This window comes from Protofrankia symbiont of Coriaria ruscifolia, from assembly GCF_900634745.1.
GTDB lineage: Bacteria > Actinomycetota > Actinomycetes > Frankiales > Frankiaceae > Protofrankia > Protofrankia californiensis.
This window is the reverse complement of sequence record NZ_CAAAFR010000178.1, coordinates 1-17,639: the sequence shown is the minus strand read 5'-3', so window position 1 is coordinate 17,639 and position 17,639 is coordinate 1. Positions and strand designations below refer to the sequence as shown.

Here is a 17,639-nt window from a genome sequence, read left to right as displayed (position 1 = left end):
TGGGATGCGCGTGCTTGCGGCGATGTCCGGGGGCGTCGACTCGGCGGTGGCGGCCGCCCGTGCGGTGGACGCCGGCCATGACGTGACAGGCGTGCATCTGGCCCTGTCGAAATCGCCCGAATCGCACCGGACCGGCGCCCGCGGCTGCTGCACGATCGAGGACGCCCGGGATGCCCGCCGCGCCGCCGACGTTCTCGGTATCCCCTTCTACGTGTGGGATCTCGCCGACCGGTTCGAACAGGACGTCATCGACGAGTTCGTCGCCGCCTACGAGGCCGGCCGGACACCGAACCCGTGCGTGCGGTGTAACGAACGGATCAAGTTCGCGGCGGTGCTGGAGCGGGCGCTGGCCCTGGGTTTCGACGCGGTGGTGACCGGCCATCATGCGCAGCTTTCCGGTGCGGTGCTGCGCCGTTCGGTCGACCTGGGCAAGGATCAGTCCTACGTGCTGGGGACGCTGCGTCCCGACCAGCTTGCCCACGCGATCTTCCCGCTGGGGGACACGACGAAGACCGAGGTCCGCGCCGAGGCCGCTCGCCGTGGTCTCGCGGTCGCGGACAAGCCTGACAGCCACGACATCTGTTTCATCGCCGACGGCGACACCGGCCGGTGGCTGCGGGAGCGGCTCGGCTCGCGCCCCGGCCCGGTGGTGGACGCGACCACCGGCGAGACGCTGGGGGAGCACGACGGGGCCTTCGCGTTCACGATCGGCCAGCGCCGTGGCCTGCGCCTGGGGCGACCCGCACCCGATGGCAGGCCGCGCTACGTCCTCGACATCTCGCCGGTGACACGAGCGGTGACGGTCGGCCCGGCCGAAGCGCTCGACGTCTCCAGGCTGGTGGCCGACCGGGCGGTCTGGCCGTACGAGGGCCCGGTGGCCTGCGCGGCGCAGGTCCGCGCGCACGGGCGGGCGGTGGCGGCCACGGCCGAAGGCGTCGGTGAGGAGCTGCACGTGACGTTGGACGAGCCGGTCCGCGGCACCGCGCCCGGCCAGGCCGTCGTCCTCTACGACGGCGACCGCGTCCTCGGCGGCGGTCATGTCATCAGGCTCGGCCACTGACCCGGGGCTCGGGTATTCCGGCGGTTCGGGTATTCCGGCGTTCCGGCGCTGGGCCAACCCATATCTGCTCTTTGCGGACGGTGATTTTGATCATGATGTTGATGAGCCCGTGACAACGCCCACCACCATGCCTGACACCGCACCCGCCGCAGCGCCCACCAGCAGCAGCCTGTGGGAGCCGGGGACCGCGACCGGGGTCGGCTCGCTGCCGGGGACCGACCCGGTCGAGGCGTGCAGGCTGGTCTTCGACGAACTGCCCGACCTGCCGCACCTGCCGGAGCTGCCGAACCGTGGGGCCGGCGCCGACATCATCGGCCGTTCGGCGGGCCTGCTCGCGGACATGCCGGTCGACCTGCAACCGTCCGGGTGGCGGCTGGTACCGCGTCCCGGAATGGACCTGCGCCGGACCCGCGACCTGCTCGCCCGCGATCTCGACGCGCTGGGCGAGGTCGCCGCCGGCTACACCGGGCCGCTGAAGGTCGCTGTCGCCGGCCCGTGGACGCTCGCCGCCACCATCGAGCTGCAACGAGGGCACAAGGCCCTCAAGGACGCGGGCGCGAGCCGGGACATCGCCGAGGCCCTCGCCGAGGGCATCGCCCGACACCTCGCGGAAATCGCCCTGGTTGTGCCTGGCGCCCGCCTGATCGTGCAGGTCGACGAGCCCTGCTTGCCGGCGGTGATCGCCGGTGAGGTCCGCACACCCAGCGGTTTCGGGGTCCTTCCCGTAGTGGAGGAGGGCGTTGCCGTCGACCGGCTGCGGACGTTGCTCGCCGCCACCGGTGTGCCCGCCGGGGTGCACTGCTGCACGTCCGCGCCGCCGCTGGGGCTGCTACGCCAGGCGAAGGCCGCCTTTGTCAGCGTGGACGCGACCCTGCTCACGCCCGCCGACGACGACGCCGTCGGCGAGGCGGTCGAGGCCGGGGTCGCGCTGATGTTCGGGGTGGTGGCGTCGCGGGACGCGGAACTGTCGGACGTCCGCCGTACCGTCGAGCCCGTCCGGTCGATGTGGCGACGTCTGGGGTTCTCCCCGGAGCAGCTTCGGGAGGTGGTCGCGGTGACTCCCACCTGCGGTCTCGCGGGTGCGACACCCGCCTATGCGAGGGCGGCGCTGCGGCGCTGCCGCGAGGCGGGCCGGGCGCTGGCGGACGAGCCGGTATGAGTTCGCTCGACACGCAGGGCGCGGATGCTCCCCGGAGCACGGCGCTGGGGACCGAGGCCCGGCCCGACGGTGATCCCTGGTCCGTCGGCGATGCCGGCCTGTTGACGCGGGATGGCGCGGCCGACGAGATCCCGGCGCAGGTGCGGGCGCGGGCGGCGGAACTGGCTCGGGAGCTGAGCGAGCACGCCTTCCGTTACTACGTCCTGGACTCACCGACCGTCTCCGACGCCGAGTACGACCGGCTCATGGGCGAGCTGGAGACGATCGAGACCCGCTATCCGGGGCTGCGCACACCGGACTCGCCGACCCAGAAGGTCGCCGGCTCCATCTCGACCCTGTTCACCCCGGTGGAGCACCTGGAGCGGCTGCTCTCACTCGACAACGTCTTCACGGACGCGGAGTTCCAGGCGTGGGCCGCCCGTGTCACCCGGGATGCCGGCGTGGACGCCTGGCTGTGCGAGCTGAAGATCGACGGTCTTGCGGTCGACCTGGTCTACGAGGACGGATACCTGGTGCGCGCGGCCACCCGCGGCGACGGGCGGACCGGGGAGGACGTCACCCCGAACATCCGGACCCTCTCGGCGGTGCCGATCCGGCTGCGCGGTGGGAGCGTGCCCGAGCTGCTGGAGGTCCGCGGTGAGGTCTTCTTCCCGACGGCGGCCTTCGCCGAGCTCAACGCCACGCTGGTCGCCGCGGGCGACAAACCGTTCGCCAACCCGCGCAACGCCGCCGCAGGCTCCCTGCGGCAGAAGGACCCGCGGGTCACCGCCACCCGTCCACTGTCTATGATCATGCATGGGCTCGGTGTCCACCGCGGCTTCGACGTCACCTCCCAGTCCGAGGCGTACCACCGGATGGCCGAACTCGGCCTGCCCGTCTCCCGGCACCACGAGGTACTCGCCGGCGTCGCCGAGGTCGAGGCGTTCGTCCGCCGGTGGGGTGAGCACCGCCACGACATCGAGCACGAGATCGACGGTGTGGTGGTGAAGGTCGACGCCTTCGGGCTGCAACGCCGTCTCGGGGCCACGTCGAAGTCCCCACGCTGGGCGGTGGCCTACAAGTACCCGCCCGAGGAGGTCACCACCAAGCTGCTCGACATCGAGGTCAACGTGGGCCGGACGGGGAGGGTCACCCCGTTCGGCCGCCTTGAGCCGGTCAAGGTTGCCGGCTCCACCGTCGGCCTCGCCACGCTGCACAATGCCGACCAGGTGGAACGCAAGGGCGTGCTGATCGGTGACACCGTCGTCCTGCGCAAGGCCGGTGACGTGATCCCGGAGATCGTCGGGCCGGTCGCGGACCTGCGGGACGGTTCCGAGCGCGCCTTCGTCATGCCCACCCGCTGCCCGGAGTGCGGCACCGAGCTGGTGCGCCCCGAGGGCGAGGTCGACGTCCGCTGCCCGAACGCCGTGTCGTGCCCGGCGCAACTGCGCGAGTCGCTGTTCCACTTCGCTTCCCGGGGCGCTCTGGACATCGACGGATTCGGTTACGAGACGGCGACCGCCCTGCTGGAGGCCGGTCGGGTACGCGACGTCGGTGACGTCTTCCATTTGGGCCCCGAGTCGTTCACGGGGTTGCGCGGGTTCGGCGAGAAGAAGGTCGATCAGATTCTGCGCGGGGTGGCAGCGGCCCGGCAACGGCCTCTGTGGCGGCTGCTGGTCGGGCTGTCCATCCGGCATGTGGGGCCGAGCGCGGCCCGGGCGCTGGCCCGGGAGATGCGTTCGGTGGACGCCATCGCCGCCGCGTCCACCGAGACCCTGGCCGTCGTCGACGGCGTGGGCCCGACCATTGCCGCCTCCGTCGTGGACTGGTTCGCCGATCCGCGCCACCGTGACGTGCTGGAACGGGTGCGTTCCGGCGGGGCGCAGCTCGCCGACGCCGGCGCGGACGAGGGGCCCGGCCCGCTCACCGGCGTCACCGTAGTGATCACCGGGACGCTGGCGGGGTGGAGCCGTGACTCCGCCACCGAGGCCGTCCAGGCCCGGGGTGGCAAGGTCACCGCTTCGGTGAGCAAGAAGACGAGCTTCGTGGTGGTAGGCGCCGATCCGGGGGCGGGCAAGTACGACAAGGCGCGCGCGTGGAAGCTGCCGCTGCTCGACGAGGCCGGCTTCGCCGTCCTGCTGGAGCAGGGGCCGCAGGCTGCGGTCCCGCTCGCGCTGCCCGTGGAACCGGAGGACGGGTAGCCCCGCGGTTTTCCGGCGGCTGTGGTTTTTCCGGCTGGCGCAGTCACAGTCACAGTCCCTGTGCAGGCTCCCGTGCCGCGGCCTCTGCGTGCGGTCCCCGCACCGGCGTCCCGTGGCCGGTCAGGTGGTCAGGTGGGAGCCGGCGAGGTGTTCCGGTTGCGCACGATCGTCGCGGCTATGCCGGCCAGATGCGCCAGCCGCTGGACCTCGGAGGCGCGAAAACGCGGGCCACCGGGCCGTCCGATGAGCACCGCCACATCGGGGCTTCCCACCGGTGCCACCGCGAGTTCCATGCCGAGCGCGCTCCAGCGCGGCGGGAACCAGCCGGTATCCGGGTCGAGGCGCTGCGCGCGGTCCAGAGGCAGCGACAGCAGCGCGGGGCGCACCTTCTTCGGACTGGTCAGCTCGTCGCCACCGAGGTCGGGGGCGCCGACGGAGGTCTGGACGATCCGCACGTCCTGCGGCGCGACCCGTTCCAGCAGCACGGCCCAGTCGGCGTGGAACACCGCACCGACGAACTCGGTGAGGACGGTGAGCGCGTTGTCGGGCCGGGCGGTCAGGGCTTCGACGAGGTCCAGGTCGTGCGTGATGCCGACGTCGTCGGCCGGGTATGGGCGCAGGGACTCCACGCTCACCCCGGGTACGGACTGGGCCGCGGTCAGCACGGTGTCGGCCAGCCCGGCCGGGGGCAGCTGGACGACGAGGTCGTCCACGGCGCCGTGCGCGCCACGCTCGACGACGCCAAGGCTGACGATGTCGATGCCGGCCTGACCCAGGGCGGTCGCGACGGCGCCCAGGGCGCCGGGACGGTCCGGCAGGACGAGGCGCAGCAGATACGACATGTAGTCAAGGATGCATTTCGTGCGTGCCAATCTGGTGGCAACTACATCACGTGCAGGTATCAGTGCTGGTCATCGGGGTACCTTCAGGCTCCTCTGGCTGGTAGTGGATCGCACTTCTCTTCACGTTGTGTTACCTCAGGTAAAGAGTTTGCCTTTTGACGGACGGCCGGTACGGCATCCGTCGTATCCGGTACGGGACCTGCCCGATCAGGTGAGCCGGATCAGGTGAGCCGGGCCAGGGCGGTGCGCAGCCGGGTGAGCGTCCGGTCCGGGCCAAGGGCCGCCAGCGTCTCGAACAGCGGCAGCCCCACCGATTTGCCGGTCACGGCCACCCGCACTGGTGCCTGTGCCTTGCCCAGCTTCAGCCCGTGGGCAAGACCGACCTTCTCCAGGCGTGCCTTCAGGGTCTGCGCGTCCCATGCCTGGTCACCGGCGGCCTGGGAGTAGGCGTCGACGGTGGCCGTGAGCAGGGCGGCCGCGTTGTCCCTGTCCTTCACGGTCTTCAACCACGCCGCCTCGTCGACGACCGGCTCGTCGAGGAACAGGAAGTCCACCAGCGCCACGATCTCGGACAGCAGCACCAGCCGGGTCTGTGCAAGCGGTGCGACCGCCGCGAACACCTCCGCGTCGTAGGCGTCGGCGTCCCACGGAGTGGACGGCCCGGTGAGCCAGGGCCCGCATGCGGCGATGAACTCCTCGAGGGGCAGCGCCCGGATGTACTCGCCGTTGAACGCGCGTAGCTTCGCCACGTCGAAGAACGCCGGAGCGGAGTTGACCTCCTCCAGCCGGAACTCGGTCTCGATGACCTCCCAGGGAACGATCTCCCGGTCACCCGAGGGCGCCCAGCCGAGCAGCATCAGATAGTTGCGCATGGCCGCGGCCAGGTAGCCCTCGGCGCGGAAGTCCTCCAGCGCCACCCTGTCCCGCCGCTTCGACAGCTTCTGCCGCTTGGCGTTGACCAGGATCGGCGTGTGCGCCCACACCGGCGGCGGCGTGCCCAGGGCCTCCCACAGCAGCTGCTGCTTGGGAGCGTTGGACAGGTGCTCCTCGGCCCGGATGACATGGGTGATGCCCATGGTCATGTCGTCGACGACGTTGGCCAGCAGGAACGTCGCCGAGCGGTCCCCACGGGCGATGACGAAGTCCTCCAGCAGGGCGTTGTCGAACGCGGGCTTGCCGCGGACGAGGTCGTCGACGATCGTCGCGCCTTCGTCCGGCGTCCGGAAGCGCACGGCGCGGCCCTCGGCGGCAGCGAGCCCCCGGTCGCGGCAGAAGCCGTCGTAGCCGCGGTGGCTGTCCCCGGTCCGGGCGATCACGTCCTCGCGCGAGCAGTCGCAGAAATAGGCGCGCCCGGCGGCGAGCAGCCGTTCGATCGCCTCCTGATGCGCCCCGGCGTTCGCTGACTGGAGGTACGGGCCTTCGTACTCGTCCGGCCCGACACCGAGCCATGCCATCGCGTCGATGATCCCCTGCGTCCACTCCGGACGGCTGCGGGCGGCGTCGGTGTCCTCGATACGCAGCACCAGCGAACCGCCCGACTGGCGGGCGACCACCCAGTTCAGCAGCAGGGACCGGGCGTTGCCGACATGGAACATGCCGGTCGGGGACGGCGCGAAACGCAGCCGTGGAACGACGCTGACCACTCCCGCACCGTATCGCCCGAGCGCACGGTGTTGCCGGTGGCCGGCACGCCATAGGCCGATGAGGTGGACCGGACCGTACGATGACCACAGCGTCGTCCGCGGGCCGGGCCGGCTCGGCTCCCGTCCGCCGCCGACACGCACGCGGGTCAGTCAAGCCACAAGGTGATCGGAAGGTCATCGGGAAGTCAGAGGATTGTAACCGGTATGGCGATTACCAGGGACGAGGTCGCGCATCTTGCCCGCCTGTCGCGGCTGGCGCTGTCGGACGAGGAACTCGACACGCTTGCCCCCCAGCTCGATGTGATCATCGGTGCCGTCGCCCGGGTCGCGGAGGTGGCCGCCGGCGACATCCCACCGACGACGCATGCCGTCCCGCTGACGAACGTGTTCCGGGCCGACATCACCCGCCCGTCCCTTCCGCGGACCGACGCTCTCGCCGGTGCGCCCGCCGTGGAGGACGGCCGATTCCGGGTGCCGCGCATCCTTGATATGGACGAGTGAGGGTTCCTCTCCGTGACCGACGTCATCCGTTTCTCCGCCGCCCGGACCGCCGCCGCGATCGCCGCGGGTGAGCTCAGCGCGCTGGAGGCGACCCAGGCCGCGCTCGACCGGATCGCCAAGGTCGACGACCGGATCAACGCCTTCCTCCACGTCGACGTCGACGGCGCCCTCGCCGCGGCCCGTGACGTCGACCGGCGCCGGGCCGCGGGGGAGTCCCTCGGGCCGCTCGCGGGTGTCCCGCTCGCCCTCAAGGACGTCTTCACCGCCCAGGGGATGCCCACGACCTGCGGTAGCCGCATCCTGGAGGGCTGGTATCCGCCGTACGACGCGACCATCGTGTCGAAGCTGCGCGCGGCCGGTGTCGTCATCATCGGCAAGGCCAACATGGACGAGTTCGCGATGGGGTCGTCCACGGAGAACTCCGCCTACGGCCCGACCCGCAACCCGTGGGACACCGACCGCATCCCCGGTGGCAGCAGCGGGGGCAGCGCGGCGGCCGTGGCCGCGTTCGAGACGCCGATCGCGATCGGTACCGACACCGGCGGCTCGATCCGCCAGCCGGCGGCGGTGTGCGGGCTGGTCGGGGTCAAGCCGACCTACGGCGGGGTGAGCCGCTACGGCCTGGTCGCCTTCTCCAGCTCCCTGGACCAGGCCGGGCCGTTGGCCCGTACGGTGACCGACGCCGCGTTGCTGCACGCCACCATCGCCGGTCACGACCCGCTGGACACGACAAGCGTGGAGCTCGCGCCGCCGGCCGTGGTGGCCGCCGCCGCCAGCCGCAACCTGCGCGGTGTGCGGATCGGCGTGGTCCGAGAGCTGTCCGGGGACGGCTACGACATCGGCGTCCGCGCGCGTTTCTCCGACGCCCTCGAGGTTCTCGTCGGCCTTGGTGCCGAGGTTGTCGAGGTCAGTTGCCCGCATTTCACCTACGCGCTGCCCGCCTACTACCTGATCGCGCCGAGCGAGTGCTCGTCCAACCTGGCCCGCTTCGACGCGATGCGCTTCGGCCTGCGGGTGGGTGACGACGGCGAGGCGGGAGCCGAGGAAGTCATGACCCGCACCCGCGGAGCCGGGTTCGGGCCCGAGGTCAAGCGGCGGATCATCCTGGGGGCCTACGCGCTGTCGTCGGGCTACTACGACGCCTACTACGGTCAGGCGCAGAAGGTCCGGACGCTGATCAGTCAGGATTTCGCCGCCGCCTACGAGCGGGTCGACGTGCTGGTCTCGCCCACCACGCCCACCGTCGCGTTCCGGCTCGGGGAGAAGGTCGACGACCCGGTGGCGATGTACCTGTCCGACCTGTGCACGATCCCGTCGAACCTGGCCGGCGGACCGGCGATGAGCCTGCCGGTCGGTCTCGCCGAAGGGCTTCCCGTCGGATTCCAGATCATGGCGCCGGCGTTCGCCGACGACCGGTTGTACCGGGTCGGTGGCGCGCTGGAGGCGGCGCTGGAGGCCAGGCGCGGTCATCCCTTTCTCGATGACGCCCCGGCACTGTGACGGGTACGTCTGTGACAGGTACGCCTGTGACAGATGCGCTGTGACGAGACCCCCGGCCGCGCGGGAAGAACCATGATCGCTCTGCTTCCGGCCGGCTAGGATGGCGTGGGAGGAGGCATACGATGGTTGCGCTACGTAGCAGACGTGAGGACCGGACGCTGCTGGTGGCGGCCTGGGTGCTGGCTGTCACCGTGCTCGTACTCGGTGTCGCGGTGGTGGCGCCCATCCTGATCATGTGGGGCGTCCTCGGTGTCGCCGCGGCCGTGTTCGCCACCCGGATCCACCTGCGTGACACCCGGGCCCGCCGTCTGGAGGGCCAAGGGCGGCACGATCACGGTTCTTCCGCGCCGCCGGAGGCTCAAGTCCCCGGGTCGCTGGGAGCCAGCGACCAGGCGCAGGCCGCACCGGCGGCGCACGCGGAGGAGCCGGCCGACCCGGATTCCGGTTCCCCATCAGTACAGGCAGACGCGGTTGAACAGGAGCACGTGCGTTGACACCCTCGGCCACCACGGCGGTCACCACCCCCACCTTCGACGACGCCGTCGCTCGCTACGAGCCGGTGATCGGGCTGGAGACGCACGTCGAGCTCGGCACCGCATCAAAGATGTTCTGTGGATGTTCCACCGTGTTCGGGGCGGATCCCAACACCCAGGTATGCCCGACCTGCCTGGGCCTGCCCGGCTCGCTGCCGGTGGTCAACGAGGCTGCCGTCCGGTTCGCCGTGATGATCGGCCTGGCGCTCAACTGCTCGATCTCGCCATGGTGCCGCTTCGCGCGCAAGAACTACTTCTACCCGGACATGCCGAAGAACTTCCAGATCAGCCAGTACGACGAGCCGCTGTGCGAGAACGGCTGGCTTGACGTGGAGGTCGACGGGAAGATCCACCGGGTCGGCATCACCCGCGTCCACATGGAGGAGGACACCGGCAAGTCCCTGCACGTCGGCGGGGCCACCGGGCGCATCCACGGGGCCACACACTCGCTGGTCGACTACAACCGGGCCGGCATTCCACTGATCGAGATCGTCACCGAGCCGGACGTCCGTTCGCCCGAGGTCGCCCGCGCCTACGTCGACGAGCTGCGCGAGCTGTGCCGTGCGCTCACCGTCTCCGACGTCCGGATGGAGCAGGGTTCGCTGCGCTGCGACGCCAACGTGTCGCTGCGGCCGCGTACCGCGCCCGGCGAGCCCGCCGCGCCCTACGGCACCCGGTCCGAGACCAAGAACCTCAACTCGCTGCGGTCGGTGGAACGGGCGGTCCGGCACGAGATCGTCCGGCAGGCCACCCGGTTGGATGCGGGCCTTCGGATCGTCCAGGAGACCCGGCACTTCGATGAGGCGTCCGGGACGACGTCGACCGGGCGCTCCAAGGAGGAGGCGACCGACTACCGGTACTTCCCCGAACCCGACCTCACACCGCTGGCGCTGACCCACGAGTACGTCGACGCCGTCCGGGCGACCATTCCGGAGCTGCCGGCGCAGCGCCGCGCACGCCTTGTCGGTGACTACGGGTTCACGCCCACCGACATCGTGAACATGCGCAACGCCGGCGTCCTCGACCTGGTCGAGGAGACCATCGCGGCGGGGGCGGCGGTTGAGGCCGCCCGCAAGTGGTGGCTGAACGAGCTCGCGCGCCGGGCCGCCGACGCCGGCGTGACTCCGACAGGCCTCGCGATCGGGCCCTTCGACGTCGCCCGTATCACGGAAATGATCGCCGATGGTGACCTGACCGACGCCCTCGCCCGCACGGTCATCGACGGCGTCCTCGCCGGTGAGGGGACGCCTGACGAGGTGGTGGCCGGTCGCGGCCTCAAGCTCGTGTCGGATGACGGCGCGCTCACCGAGGCGGTCGACGCGGTCATCGCCGCCCAGCCGGCCATCGCCGACAAGGTGCGGGGCGGCAAGGTGAACGCGGTGGGCCCGCTGGTCGGCGCGGTCATGAAGGCCATGAAGGGCCAGGCGGACCCGGGTACCGTGCGCAAACTCCTGCTGGAGCGCCTCGGTCAGTAGCCGCCCTGCCCGCATCCTGGCCCGCTACCATCCACAGTCGATCTTCCGTTCTCCGCCACCGAAGCCTGTCGGTGGGAAATGTCACTGCCACGACGGTTTCCACCTACGCGTTCCGTGTCTGTAGGTGGAAACCGTCGTGGCAGCAGCGATTTTCGCCTACGGCTTCCGCTGCCTGTTCACGGCGCGTCGAGGGGCGGCATCCGGTCAATCCTTCGTAAGCTTGTCGACGCGCCCGGAGCCTGCCCGCCGATGGCGGTGCCCGGCCGTCACCAGCGGGATCGCCGCTGGGATCGTCATCGGGAGGAGCGCGCCGAGGTGCCTCTCACTCCCAGCGGGTTCACCGCATCGACGTCGCGGCGTGGCCGTGGCCGCACCCGTCTGCTCGTCGCGTTCGTCGTCGTCATCGTGCTGCTCACCGCGGCCGGTGCCGGATACCTGTGGAAGATCCGCAGCGACAACCGTGCCCTGGACAGGGCAGCGACGGCTGCGGCAGGGGAGTACCTGTCCAGCTGGCAGAGCCTCGGCTCGTCCGGTGACACGGCCACCGCGGACCAGAACGCGGTCACGGCCGTGCAGGAGCAGGGCAAGGCCGGCGTGACCGCGGTGACCGTTCCGGGGGCGATCGGCGTCGACCAGCTCGTGACATCCATGATCGACATCCGTGCCAAGTTGAACGTGACCGGGGTCCGCTTCGTCCCGGGCACCCTGGAGCGGACGGGCTCGACAGCCACGGTCGGCTACTCGGCGTCGCTCGCCCTGGCCGGTTTTCCCGAGCCGTACACCTACGACGGTGTGCTGCACCTCGTGCGCCAGGGGAAGGCGTGGAAGGTCCAGGCCCGGCCCGACTCGGTCAATCCCGCGCTGGCACCCGGGCTGCGGCTGGATCGTACGACGTCCACGGGCAAACGCGGCCGGCTGGTCGACGTGAGCGGCCAGTCGCTGAACAGTGACGCGGAGCTCGCCGGCAACCTGGTCGGTCAGGTTGCCCCGCTGTCGGGGCTGCAGCGTGTCCATGACGCGGTCCTCGCTCCTCAGGGCGGCACCGTGGTCGTCCGCAACGAGCGGAACGAGACCGTCAACACCCTGCGGTCGTACCCGATGACCGATGGCAAGGACGTGCAGACCACGCTCGACCTGAAGGTGCAGCGTGCTGGCGAGGCCGCGATGGCGACCGCTCCCAAGCCCAACGGGGCCCTGGTCGCCATCGACGTCCAGACCGGCGGTGTCCTCGCCCTGGTGAACCATCCGCTCAACGGGTACGGCCGGGCAGCCAACGGCCGCTATCCGCCGGGGTCCACCTTCAAGATTGTCACGGCGACCGCCGCGCTGATAGCGGGGAAGGACGCGAACACTCCGTTGGACTGCACCCAGACCGTGCCGATCGGCGGGCGCACCTTCACCAACGCCGAGGCCGAGCAGTTCGGTGTGATCCCGCTGCGGGAGGCGTTCGCCCGCAGCTGCAACACCGCGTTCATCCGGCTGGAGCAGTCGTTGCCGGACTCGGCACTGGAGCAGGCCGCGAAACTCTACGGTTTCGACGGCAGCCGGCCGCTGCCGATAGCGAGTGTCGGCGGCTCCTTCCCGACGCCGAAGGACGCGGTGGAGTCGGCGTCGGACGCCATCGGACAGGGCAGGGTGGAGGCGAGCCCGCTCCAGATGGCCAGCGTGGCGGCGGCGGTTGCCAGCGGAACCTGGCGCCAGCCGTTCGTGGCCGGTTCGGCGGCGAGGAGCAACCCGTTGCCGCCTGCGGTGCTCCCGCCGTTGCAGGACTTCATGCGGGCGGTGGTCACCGAGGGGACCGCGAACGGGGTGACTTTCCTCGGTGAGGTGCGTGGCAAGACCGGTACGGCCGAGTACAAGGACGTCAACCCGCCGCCGACCCACGGCTGGTTCGTCGGCTACCGCGGTAACGTCGCCTTCGCGGTCATCGTCGAGGACGGCGGCTTCGGCGCGGTGTCGGCGGCGCCGCTGGCGGCCCGCTTCCTCGAAAACCTCGGGGGCGTCGTCTGACAGCTCGCCTGCCTGCTGTTGCCGCGTTGGCAATCAGGGCTTTGTTGCACGGAAGACAACAGAGGGACGATGGTTGCCTTTCATGTGCATACGTTCGACATGGCAACGCCTTGTGTGCAATGCTGCACATTGTGACCGCGTTCGCGCTTGGCGCACCCGCCGATCCCGACCCCGGGTAGCCGCCTACTGGGCAGACTGGTGGTGCGGACAACGGCGTCTGGCAATATTCTGTCGATGTACTGTTTCGTTCCGTTGTCTTTCGCGTCGTTGTCTCCTGCGCGAACACCGAGCGTACAGACTGTTTTGGTTTCCGCCTGACCCGTGCTCCCGCTCCCAGGCGAGAGTACGGGAATTCGCGTATTCCACGGACCTCCGGAATGCTCCTATGCCTGGCTGGCGCCATCTGCTCGACGTCCACGGACGTCCTGCCCCCCTCGTCGGTGGACGGCCGGTCGATGGCCGATGAGGCCCGATCCCGCGGATACTTCCGACGGCTTGCCCAATCCTTCGCCGTCCGCTTCGATCCCCGGAGCTGTTCCTGGCGGCGGACCTGTTCCTGGTAGAACGCTGTCGAGTCTTTCTGAGCGGTGGGCCCGATCTGCCCTGGTCCCATTCGGCAGGGTTGCAGGCGTGCCGCCGGCCGCTCGGCCACGTAAGACCACGGTCAACCTCACCCTCGCCGAGGAAGGGGCGCTTGAAGATCTTGTCCGCAACCTCCGGCGCCGTACCGGCAGGGCGGTGTCGAAAGACGAGACATGGCGGGCAATGCTCGTGTGGAGCATACGCCACGGCAGCCTTACCGACGCCCTCGCGGACATCCTCGAACAACCACCGGCTCAGCCCTGAGCCACCCGTTTCCCCTCGCCGACAGGGAACGCCGCTCCGCGACGGCGGGAACAACTCTCCTCGCCATGCAAGTTTCCCGTCATCCCGTCATCCCGTCATCCCGTCATCCCGTCATCCCGTCATCCCGTCATGACGGAATTAACTCTTTTTGCTTGTGTAAGCCTGAAAGAGGCGTGTACAAAATCTGATGTCGGCTTCGGGATCATTCGGAATTTGAACGGGAGGTAAAACGAGCTGATTTTTTCTGTTGCCGCATCTGGCGGCAGTGTTGTTATTCACCGCTGCCGAGGCGGTCGGGTGTGAAATGTCAATTTTTTGCTCGCAGTTAACGATCCCCAGAAAGGATTCGAGTGCGTCCATCATCGATAGGCAGGTTTCTTGCTGCCATAGCGGTCTTTTGCGGTATATTACTTGCTTTTGGTGGAACCGCTAGTGCGCAATCTCCGGGAGGAGTCGCTGCGGAAAGTAATGATCGAACTCTTGCGGGATCTTCCACGGCGCGGTTGGCAGATCGGGTCGCCGCGTAGTTGCGCCTTGCTCCAGACGGCGTGCAGATTAGCCCCAACGAGATCGCCTGGGACGGCGGAAAAGTCGTCATGGTTTTCCCCTGGGACGGTGAGAAGGCCGCGCCGACGAGCAGCACCGCAGCGCTTGGGGGGCCAATCTCAACATCCGACATCTATGGCTGCCCCACTCAGTACTTCGGCGCAGACTACTACTGCTTTTATGAACATATCGACTGGGGCGGCAGGAGACTTCAGTTCAAGGATTATCCGCAGAATATAAATTTTTCGAACTATGGCTTCGATAATGAGACTTCTTCCTGGGTTAACGGGGGTGCTGGAACTATTAATGTATACGATCAACCGTATGTCGGTACTCCGTTTCTCTGGACGGAGGTGCCCCATTTTCTATCATCGTGGGTGGGTGACGCAAACAACGATCGAGCGGAGAGCTTCTCTGCGTATTAGAAGTTAATAAAATAGCTGGTTGAGTGCTCGATTTTGCGCTCAACCAGCTATTTTGCAACGATTGAATCGTCCCGGCGCTCTCGGGATAGCACGGCGCCGCGAAGCGGAACAGTGAATGGCGGTGGTTTGTTGTGATCGTCTGAACCGCAGCCCCGGGAACCGATGAACTGGCGGGACATGCCTGCGGTGGCGTTCCCGATCTTACGGTCCCCGGAGTCGTCGATGATCAGGACCCCGCCGGGATGAGGCCGGGTGGCCGGGGCTGTGCCATGAGCAGCTCGATGCGCCGCGTGTTGATTTTTTCGTGGTTCTACGGGGACTCCGACAGGAACCATGCAGCCGCTGGACCTCCCGGTGCTGCGCGCCCACGGCCGGTTTCGCTCCGGCCAGGCAGTGTGTTGCGGTCCCGGGGCAGCAGCAGACCGACCAGGTGGTCCCGGAACGTGCAGCGCTGAGCCCGGGAGGCGAACAGATCGTCGAACTGGAAGGCGTACGCCTCCACCGATGCCGGAGTCGGCGGGCCCGGCAGCCGTGCTGTCATCGCGATCACCTCCGCGACTGAACCACCTCTTGCCCGTACTCGCACAGCCAGGGGATTCTTTGACTATTTGCACATGGTCAGTCGATCACAACAAACCACCGCTAGTTGCCTATTCTGCAGGGTAGGCCGTCGGAAAAGGGCCAGTTTGGCTAACACCTCGCCAACGGCCTACCCTGCCCTGCTCTACGATCAAGTTCGATTCCTGGTGTCGCTTGTATGTGCGGCATCGGCGAACACGACGTATGAAATAGTGCTCGGAATAGGTACGTTGAGTGCGCCGGCGCTAGTGATGAGTACCTGCTCCTGGTCGAGAAGTCGGCCGTCGGTCGGGTCGATGATCAAAATGTATCGGGTGGGGAGCCCTGACATGCTGCTGTCCACAGAGAACGCGAGACCGGACCGGCCGATACGATCAACCGTACGCCCCTGCAATTGAAGACCGGAGGTGTTGGCGAGCACTTCGAGTACCGCTGCTCGAGCGGGGGCAGCCGGGGTCTGCTCGAGGTAGAGATCGGTAGCGGCCACAAGTGTCTCCGCCGGGCCGTTCGATGCAGGATGCCCAGCTGCGAACAACGCGGCCATGGCGTCGGCGTCCGTCGGGAGTGTCGATGGATACATCGTCACGAGTTCCCCAGCGTGGAATGTTTCGTCCGACGCTTTCACAGTTGGTCGCTCCTCGTCCTGCCAAGCCCTCCTGGCCTCATCCGAGGGAAACTCAGGCGTGCCCGGAATAATTCGCACCCGTCCCGAACCATCGGGAGCACGCCACACCTCACGAATCTCCGGTAGTACTGCGGATCGAACCTGTCTACCATCGATCCGGGTACTCAGAGACCAGCTTTCTGTCTTGACATACCGATATTCTGCTCTGTTTAGCGACGAAGCGTTGGTGCGTATCTGTGAGGCAATCTCTATCAGTACGTCACGCGCATTTTCTGACACCGGACTATAGGCGAGGAGTCGTGGCGTTGCCGCCTGCGCGGTCGGCGGAGGCGTGCTGCTCGACAAGCCGAACTGAGTGAGAAAAAAGACTACCAGCACCACGGCCATTCCAGCCGAGGCGAGCCATGTTGCGCGACGCGCCCAGCTGTATCTGGAGAGACGACTCCGATGGAAATTATGATCCCCGTTCGGGGAAGTAAAAACGCGTTCAAGAGTGGCTGCCTTGCTGTTGCCGAGAACGTAGTTTGGGTCGTCTGCGGGGTCGTGGCCGCTGAGTATACGACGGACGGCCTTCACATTTCCGATCATGGAATCTCCCTGGCTACGGGCATCGATCGGTCTGGAGTGTTCGGTTGCGGAGACAGCCCTTTGGCGAGATGTGTTTTCAGGCGATGTCGGGCGCGATACAAGCGCACAGCGGCGGTGCTTGCGCGTATTCCCAGAACCTGAGCTGCCTCGCGGACACCGAGGTTGTCCCAGCCAATCAGGGCGAGAATTTCCCGATCCGCCGCGGACATCTGCCGCATTGCGGTACGAACGATGTCCTGCTCGGCCAGAGCATCGGCGGGATCTCGGCTGGGAGTCGCCGACTGCTCCTGCTGTACCTGGAGGAGCCGCTCATACCGCCTGTCACCTCGACGCTGATTTGCGATTATCCGCCTGGCGACACCCAGAAGCCACGGCAATGGTGCTTCGGGTACCTCGGCGAACCGGCGCCACGCAACAGTGAACGTCTCCGCGACAACATCGGAAGCAACATGCTCGGGCACCTCCCGGCGGGCGTAGCGCAGTACCAGCAGGTACTGAGCCTCATACAAGACGGTGAACGCCGCCTTCTTAGCGCGATCAGTCTGCACCACGTCTCCCTCGGGGTTCCTCCTACTAGAGGATGTCCGGAAGGGGCCTGCTTCTTACACCAGCCAGGCCAGCAACGTGAGTTGAGTCCAGGCAGGTGCCCCGGGCCCGTGGATCTTCGTTTGCGCGGATCGACGCCCAGACAGCCATCTACACCAGCCAGGAGCCGCACGAAGCTCTCGGCGTCAAAAGCGTCGGATCATGAGATCGAGTACGTAAGTGGTCGCTCCGGCAGCCACTTACGTACTCGATCTCATGATCCACCGTCCTGGTGGGCCTACCCGCCACGCTGTGAACGGCCCTGCAGGCGGCGGGAGTTGATCATCGGGAGGTTCTTGGATCGCCGTTCACATCAGGCAAGATCCACGGGGGCGCCCGAGGTCGGTAACGGCACGCTGAAGGCTTGGGGCCGGTGTCGACGCGCCAGACGTGGGTGTGGGCGATGGGTACGAGCCGGCATCAGACCGGTTGCGGTGCCGACGCGCCGGGCGTGGGTGGGCTGCCGGCGCCTCGGGCACCCGGTACCGTCGCGCTGGGCACGGTGGGTGTTGGGGTGGCGGGGGTGTTGATGAGCTTGACGG

General features: G+C 68.1%; 14 protein-coding genes and 1 pseudogene. 10 read left to right on the top strand and 5 right to left on the bottom strand.

Annotation, left to right across the window (positions count from 1 at the left end):
* Nucleotides 1-4: 4 nt before the first annotated feature.
* From mnmA to ligA, 3 genes are all read left to right on the top strand, one after another.
* Nucleotides 5-1,060 carry a tRNA 2-thiouridine(34) synthase MnmA gene (mnmA, locus tag CV1CTNOD_RS19810; protein WP_131787506.1) on the top strand — a complete coding sequence of 352 codons (1,056 nt, stop codon included), beginning with the start codon at nucleotides 5-7 and terminating at the stop codon, nucleotides 1,058-1,060.
* Between the two features lie 127 nt (nucleotides 1,061-1,187).
* Entirely contained in the window at nucleotides 1,188-2,219 is a 1,032-nt protein-coding gene (locus CV1CTNOD_RS19805) for a methionine synthase (protein ID WP_131787534.1), read from the top strand.
* On the top strand, nucleotides 2,216-4,399 hold the full coding sequence (ligA, locus tag CV1CTNOD_RS19800) for an NAD-dependent DNA ligase LigA (protein ID WP_242606850.1): 2,184 nt from the start codon (nucleotides 2,216-2,218) through the stop codon (nucleotides 4,397-4,399). Before CV1CTNOD_RS19805 ends, ligA begins: the two co-directional genes overlap by 4 nt.
* 128 nt (nucleotides 4,400-4,527) lie before the next feature.
* On the opposite strand, the gene CV1CTNOD_RS19795 is transcribed toward ligA, so the two are convergent.
* On the bottom strand, nucleotides 4,528-5,241 hold the full coding sequence (locus tag CV1CTNOD_RS19795; protein WP_131787505.1) for an ACT domain-containing protein: 714 nt from the start codon (nucleotides 5,239-5,241) through the stop codon (nucleotides 4,528-4,530).
* A gap of 221 nt (nucleotides 5,242-5,462) precedes the next feature.
* On the bottom strand, nucleotides 5,463-6,884 hold the full coding sequence (gene gltX / locus CV1CTNOD_RS19790) for a glutamate--tRNA ligase (protein ID WP_131787504.1): 1,422 nt from the start codon (nucleotides 6,882-6,884) through the stop codon (nucleotides 5,463-5,465).
* A 204-nt stretch (nucleotides 6,885-7,088) separates the two neighbouring features.
* Here gltX and gatC point away from each other — a divergent pair, with 204 nt between their 5' ends.
* From gatC to CV1CTNOD_RS19755, 7 genes are all read left to right on the top strand, one after another.
* On the top strand, nucleotides 7,089-7,385 hold the full coding sequence (gene gatC / locus CV1CTNOD_RS19785; protein WP_131787503.1) for an Asp-tRNA(Asn)/Glu-tRNA(Gln) amidotransferase subunit GatC: 297 nt from the start codon (nucleotides 7,089-7,091) through the stop codon (nucleotides 7,383-7,385).
* A 12-nt stretch (nucleotides 7,386-7,397) separates the two neighbouring features.
* Complete coding sequence (gatA, locus tag CV1CTNOD_RS19780) at nucleotides 7,398-8,885, top strand: Asp-tRNA(Asn)/Glu-tRNA(Gln) amidotransferase subunit GatA (RefSeq protein ID WP_131787502.1); 1,488 nt, start codon at nucleotides 7,398-7,400, stop codon at nucleotides 8,883-8,885.
* Between the two features lie 122 nt (nucleotides 8,886-9,007).
* Nucleotides 9,008-9,379, top strand: coding sequence for a hypothetical protein (locus tag CV1CTNOD_RS19775; protein ID WP_131787501.1), 372 nt, complete (start codon nucleotides 9,008-9,010; stop codon nucleotides 9,377-9,379).
* Nucleotides 9,376-10,893, top strand: coding sequence for an Asp-tRNA(Asn)/Glu-tRNA(Gln) amidotransferase subunit GatB (gene gatB, locus CV1CTNOD_RS19770; protein ID WP_131787500.1), 1,518 nt, complete (start codon nucleotides 9,376-9,378; stop codon nucleotides 10,891-10,893). Before CV1CTNOD_RS19775 ends, gatB begins: the two co-directional genes overlap by 4 nt.
* Nucleotides 10,894-11,208: 315 nt before the next feature.
* On the top strand, nucleotides 11,209-12,903 hold the full coding sequence (locus CV1CTNOD_RS19765) for a penicillin-binding transpeptidase domain-containing protein (protein WP_165485637.1): 1,695 nt from the start codon (nucleotides 11,209-11,211) through the stop codon (nucleotides 12,901-12,903).
* 630 nt (nucleotides 12,904-13,533) lie between these two features.
* Entirely contained in the window at nucleotides 13,534-13,749 is a 216-nt protein-coding gene (locus CV1CTNOD_RS19760; protein WP_131787498.1) for a hypothetical protein, read from the top strand.
* Between the two features lie 548 nt (nucleotides 13,750-14,297).
* On the top strand, nucleotides 14,298-14,720 hold the full coding sequence (locus CV1CTNOD_RS19755) for a peptidase inhibitor family I36 protein (RefSeq protein ID WP_131787497.1): 423 nt from the start codon (nucleotides 14,298-14,300) through the stop codon (nucleotides 14,718-14,720).
* Between the two features lie 149 nt (nucleotides 14,721-14,869).
* Here CV1CTNOD_RS19755 and CV1CTNOD_RS28445 read toward each other — a convergent pair.
* From CV1CTNOD_RS28445 to CV1CTNOD_RS19740, 3 genes and pseudogenes are all read right to left on the bottom strand, one after another.
* Nucleotides 14,870-15,261: pseudogene (locus tag CV1CTNOD_RS28445) on the bottom strand (transposase); the annotation flags it as partial.
* 189 nt (nucleotides 15,262-15,450) lie between these two features.
* Nucleotides 15,451-16,512: a CU044_5270 family protein gene (locus CV1CTNOD_RS19745; protein ID WP_131787495.1), complete on the bottom strand. Its 1,062-nt coding sequence runs from the start codon at nucleotides 16,510-16,512 to the stop codon at nucleotides 15,451-15,453.
* Complete coding sequence (locus tag CV1CTNOD_RS19740) at nucleotides 16,509-17,060, bottom strand: RNA polymerase sigma factor (RefSeq protein ID WP_165485636.1); 552 nt, start codon at nucleotides 17,058-17,060, stop codon at nucleotides 16,509-16,511. The genes CV1CTNOD_RS19745 and CV1CTNOD_RS19740 overlap by 4 nt, the downstream gene beginning before the upstream one ends.
* Nucleotides 17,061-17,639 lie beyond the last annotated feature (579 nt).